This window comes from Streptomyces sp. HSW2009, from assembly GCF_040240285.1.
Lineage (GTDB): Bacteria > Actinomycetota > Actinomycetes > Streptomycetales > Streptomycetaceae > Streptomyces.
Genome location: NZ_JBEHZD010000565.1, coordinates 1 through 4747 on the forward strand (window position 1 = coordinate 1; position 4747 = coordinate 4747).

A 4747-nucleotide genomic window follows, 5' to 3' on the forward strand; every position below is an offset into this window, starting at 1 on the left:
GTGGGTGCTGGTGGTGATGGCCGCGATCTGGGCGTTGGGGGCCGCCCCCCCCGACCCCCCGGGGGGCCCCCGCGGGCCCCCCCCCCGGCGGGGCCGGGGGGGGGGGGGGGGGGGGGGGGGGGGGGGGGGGGGTGTGGGGGGGGGGCCCCCCCCCCCCCCCGGGCCGCAGCAGCCCGTGCAGCAGCGCCGCGTACTCCGCGTACCGCACGGCGCCCACGTGCTCGGCCATGCCGATGGAGGAGATCGCGTCGTACGGGCCGTCGCTGACCCGGCGGTAGTCCTGCACCCGGATCTCGACGCGGTCGGTCAGGCCCTCGTCGGCGACCCGCTTGCGGGCGTACTCGGCCTGCTCCTGGGAGATCGTGATGCCGACGGCCCGTACGCCGTACTCGCGCGCGGCGTGCAGCACCAGCGAGCCCCAGCCGCAGCCCACGTCCAGCAGCCGCTGGTCGGGTTCGAGGCCGAGCTTGCGGCAGACGAGGTCGAGCTTGGCGAACTGGGCGTCCTCCAGGGTGCCTTCGGCGGCCGGCCAGTAGCCGCAGGAGTAGACCATCGAGGGGCCGAGGACACGTTCGTAGAAGTCGTTGCCGACGTCGTAGTGGTGGCTGATGGCGGCCCGGTCGCGGTGCAGGGTGTGCAGCGGGCCGCGGTACGTCCTGACCTCTTCGGCGGGCGGCGGCGGGGGCGGCCAGGGGCCGCCGATGGCGATCAGTTCGCGGGCCGCGGCGCGCAGCCGCGGGTTGCGGGCGGCGCGCAGGGCGGTGGTCAGTCGACCTTCGGCGACCTCGCCTTCGCCGCGTTCCCACAGGGCGCCGGTGAGCAGGTCGAGCGCGGTGTACAGGTCGCCGTCGATATCGAGGTCGCCGGCGACCCAGCCGCGGGCCAGGCCGAGTTCGCTCGGCTTCCACAGCAGCCGGCGGACGGCCCTGCGGTTGCGCACCACGAGGGTGGGGAGTTCGGGGGCGGGGGTCGTCGGGTCGTTGGCTGCCGGGCCGGGCGGGGGGCCTGCTTCGCTGCCGTCCCAGGCCCGGATGCGGAGCGGGAACGAGGCCCCGAGGACCTCCTCAGCGAGCGCGGAGAGCCGTCCAGCGGCGTCGGCCATGTCGCACACCTCCAGGGAGACGCGGTGAATTCGCGAGGGTGCACCCCAAGAAGGTTCACCCGCCACGTAAAACACCCGCCGCCCCTGCGGCAGTCCCGTGCGCAGTTGTGGAATCGGCAAAATCACCGGCCGCACCGCCGTCCGCCGCGCCACCGGCCACCCGACGCCACGCACGGGACCACCGCCCGACCAATCGGGCCGTACCAGCGTAAATCGCCCCGAGCTGCGGGCGGGGTCAGCGGCGCGCCGGGGCGGGACCGCCCCCGCCCTGCGCCGCACGCGCCGACCAGGCACTCCAGCCGCGCACTCCAGCCGCACGCCCGGGCCCGGCCACCACTCCACCACGCACGTACGCGCATACCCCTACGCACGCACGCCAAAGGCGCCCACCCCACGGATTGGTGGACGCCTTCGGTGTGTGCTGGAAGCGGACTGGGTGGGTCCGCTCGGGGACGGCCGGCCGGGGCCCGAGCGGGCGGGCTCCGGCGGCCGGGTGACTACGCCTTGGCCTTGGCGGCCTTGGCTTCGTCCTTGTCCTTCGCCGCCGGCGCCGCCGCACGGGCGGAGGTCGGGGACGCGGCCTCGTAGAACTCCTCGCGCGGGTTCTCGATGGCACCCAGCGAGACGACCTCACGCTTGAGGAACATCCCGAGGGTCCAGTCGGCGAAGACGCGGATCTTACGGTTGAAGGTCGGCATGGCCATGCCGTGGTAGCCACGGTGCATGTACCAGGCGAGTCGGCCCTTGAGCTTGAGCTTCATCTTGCCGACGACGATCATCGCGACGCCCTTGTGGAGGCCGAGGCCCGCCACCGCACCCTTGTTGGCGTGCTTGTACTCGCGCTGCGGGAAGCCCCGCATGCCCGAGATGACGTTGTCGCCGAGGACCTTGGCCTGCCGCAGCGCGTGCTGCGCGTTCGGCGGGCACCAGGCGTTCTCGTTGCCGGCGGCGCGCCCCACGAGGTCGGGGATCTGCGCGTTGTCGCCGGCGGCCCAGATGTAGTCACTGCCCTGCACCTGGAGGGTGGCGGCGGTGTCCACGTGGCCACGCGGGCCGAGCGGCAGGTCGAAGCGGGCCAGCGCGGGGTTGGGCTTGACGCCCGCGGTCCACACGATGGTGTTGGCGTCCACCTCAAGCCCGTTGTTGAGCACGACGTGGCCGTCGACGCAGGAGTCCATGCCGGTCTTGAGGTAGACCTCGACGCCCCGGCCTTCCAGGTGCTCCTTGCCCCAGGCGCCCAGCTTCGGGCCGACCTCGGGAAGGATCTTGTCGGCGACGTCGACCAGCACGAAGCGCATGTCCTCGCGCTTGACGTTCGGGTAGTACTTGGAGGCGTCCCGGGCCATGTCCTCGACCTCGCCGACGGTCTCCGCACCCGCGAAGCCGCCACCGATGAAGACGAAGGTGAGCGCCTTGCGGCGGATCTCCTCGTCGGTGGTCGAGTCAGCCTTGTCGAGCTGCTCAAGCACGTGGTTCCGCAGGCCGATGGCCTCCTCCACGCCCTTCATGCCGATGCCGTTCTCGGCCAGGCCGGGGATCGGGAAGGTACGGGAGACCGCGCCCAGTGCGATGACCAGGTAGTCGAAGGGCAGCTCGTACGCCTCGCCGACCAGCGGCGCGACGGTGGCGACCTTGCGGTCCTGGTCGATGGTCGTGACGCGGCCCGTGAGGACCTCCGCCTTGGGGAGCACGCGTCGCAGCGGAACCACGACGTGGCGCGGGGAGATGCTGCCCGCAGCAGCTTCAGGAAGGAAGGGTTGGTACGTCATGTACGAACGCGGGTCGACGACCGTGACGGTCGCTTCGCCGTACCGCATCTTCTTCAGGATGCGGCGTGCCGCGTACAGACCTACGTACCCACCGCCTACAACGAGGATTCGGGGACGCTCCGTGGTGCTCATGATTCGAGTATCCAGCACCCCCAGGGGGGTCGCTCGTGAGCCCCTTCACAAGAATGGTGAGGGGCTCTGCTACACTGCGCGGCCCTCGTGATCCATCCCATAGTCGCCCGAGGGAACCGGAGGGTGGCGCGGAGCGTTACGCACCCCCGTTGATCTGGGCCTGTGGCCGTACGGGCGAGTAAACCAGAGGCTTCAGCTGGCGCTCCGTATCTCACGTTTAACTCGGCTGAAACAGGACGCGGTCCGACTCGCGGCCATCCCGACGCCGGGAACCGGCCGCGGCGGCGCCTCCAGGGCGGCCACCGGGACTTTTTTCATGTGAAGGATTTCACGAACTTTCTCGGCGATCACCGCACGAGGGGTCCCCGAAGGGGCCCATAAGCCCGTTTTGGCCCACCCGGCGGAGCCCTGCCGGAGCCCGGAGGCAAACGTTCCAGCCGCCCCGGGGCCACTCCCCCGCCACGGGGTGTTCGCGTGGGCGCTTGCGCTTGCCGCGGGGGGCGGAGCGGAGGTGGGGCGGCCGGGCCCCTCGCGACTCTGCCGCAGCCGCGCGGCGGGCGGGGCGGGGCAGCCAGGAGGCGTCCCCCTTCCCCGCGTCCTGCCGTAGCCCCACGGCGGGCGGGGCCGAGGCGGGGCACGGACGCGCGAACAGAGGCGAAGGAGAGAGAAGGAGAGAGAGGGGGGCGAGAGTGAGAGGGAAGCGCGAGGAAAGCGGGGCAAGGCCGTGAGGGCACTGGAGCCTCTGGGGCCACGAGGGCGATGAGGGCCGCGAGGTCACGGCCGATCGATGCCCGCGAAGCATTTTTACCCTCATGGCATTTTTATATTGACACCCCCACGCCGGCCGGGCTAAGTTTACGTCCGTCGCAAGTTTGCGGCCTCGGAAAGAACGAGGAGTTGCCCGTGTTCGAAGCTGCCCCTACCGCGATCCCCCTCCCCACCTCCGCCGCGTACGCCCCCACCGCGTACGCCCGCAGCGTCGCCGCGGCCGAGCACGACCGCGGCGAGCGGGTGCCGGCCCCGGCCCCGCGTGCCGGCCGCGACGTCCGCCGCCTCGGCACCGACCGGAGTGCACCCGCCCGTCAGGCGCCGCGCGTCATCCGCAACACCCCGCGCCGCCGCAGCTACTGACCCCGCGCCCGGCAGCCGGCCACCACCGGCCCCGTCCACAACCCACCCCACCAGGGAGATCCCTTGCAGTTCAGTGCGTCCACCCTCTCGCTCACCGTCGCCGACGTCGCCGCCTCGCGGGCGTTCCTCACGACCCACCTGGGCTACGCCGTCCAGGCCGAGGCCGACGGCTTCGCGTCCCTGACTCGCCCCGACGCGGTGGACGTCGTCCTGCTCGCCCGCGGCACCGAGGTCCTCCCGCCCGACCAGCGCGACCAGCACGCGAGCGGCCTGATCCTGGCCTTCACGCTCACGGCCGGCCTGGCGGAACAGGAGCAGCGGCTCCGCGCCGCAGGCGTCGACATCACCATGCCGCTGCGCGAAGAGCCCTGGGGCGAGCGCCTGTTCCAGGTCACGGACCCCAACGGGGTGGTCATCCAGTTCGTGGAGTGGGTGGCACAGGTGGCGCCCGAGGGCGCCTGATCCGCACGCCGCCGGGCGGCCCCCCCCGGGCGGGCCGGGGGGGGGGCCGGGGGGGGGGGCCGGCGGGGGGGGGGGGCCCGGGGGGGCCCCGCGGGCCCCCCCCCGCCCCGGGCGCCGGGGGGGGCCCGGGGGGGGGGGGGGGGGGATAAAA

Annotated in this window: 4 protein-coding genes; 2 read left to right on the forward strand and 2 right to left on the reverse strand. The window is 72.9% G+C overall.

Features of this window, described 5'->3' with window-relative positions; genetic code table 11:
• Window positions 1-1102, reverse strand: a 1102-nt coding sequence (locus tag AAHZ94_RS28620) for a class I SAM-dependent methyltransferase (RefSeq protein WP_349996489.1), incomplete at its 3' end; no start/stop codon positions are given.
• Window positions 1103-1599: 497 nt separating this feature from the next.
• Window positions 1600-3003, reverse strand: a complete 1404-nt coding sequence (locus AAHZ94_RS28625; protein WP_349996490.1) for an NAD(P)/FAD-dependent oxidoreductase — start codon at window positions 3001-3003, stop codon at window positions 1600-1602.
• 903 nt (window positions 3004-3906) lie between these two features.
• On the opposite strand from AAHZ94_RS28625, the gene AAHZ94_RS28630 reads away from it, so the two are divergent.
• Together AAHZ94_RS28630 and AAHZ94_RS28635 are read left to right on the forward strand one after the other, a co-directional pair.
• Window positions 3907-4134 (forward strand): hypothetical protein, encoded by a 228-nt coding sequence (locus AAHZ94_RS28630; protein WP_349996492.1) that lies wholly within the window; start codon window positions 3907-3909, stop codon window positions 4132-4134.
• Between the two features lie 63 nt (window positions 4135-4197).
• Window positions 4198-4596, forward strand: a complete 399-nt coding sequence (locus AAHZ94_RS28635; RefSeq protein WP_349996494.1) for a VOC family protein — start codon at window positions 4198-4200, stop codon at window positions 4594-4596.
• Window positions 4597-4747 lie beyond the last annotated feature (151 nt).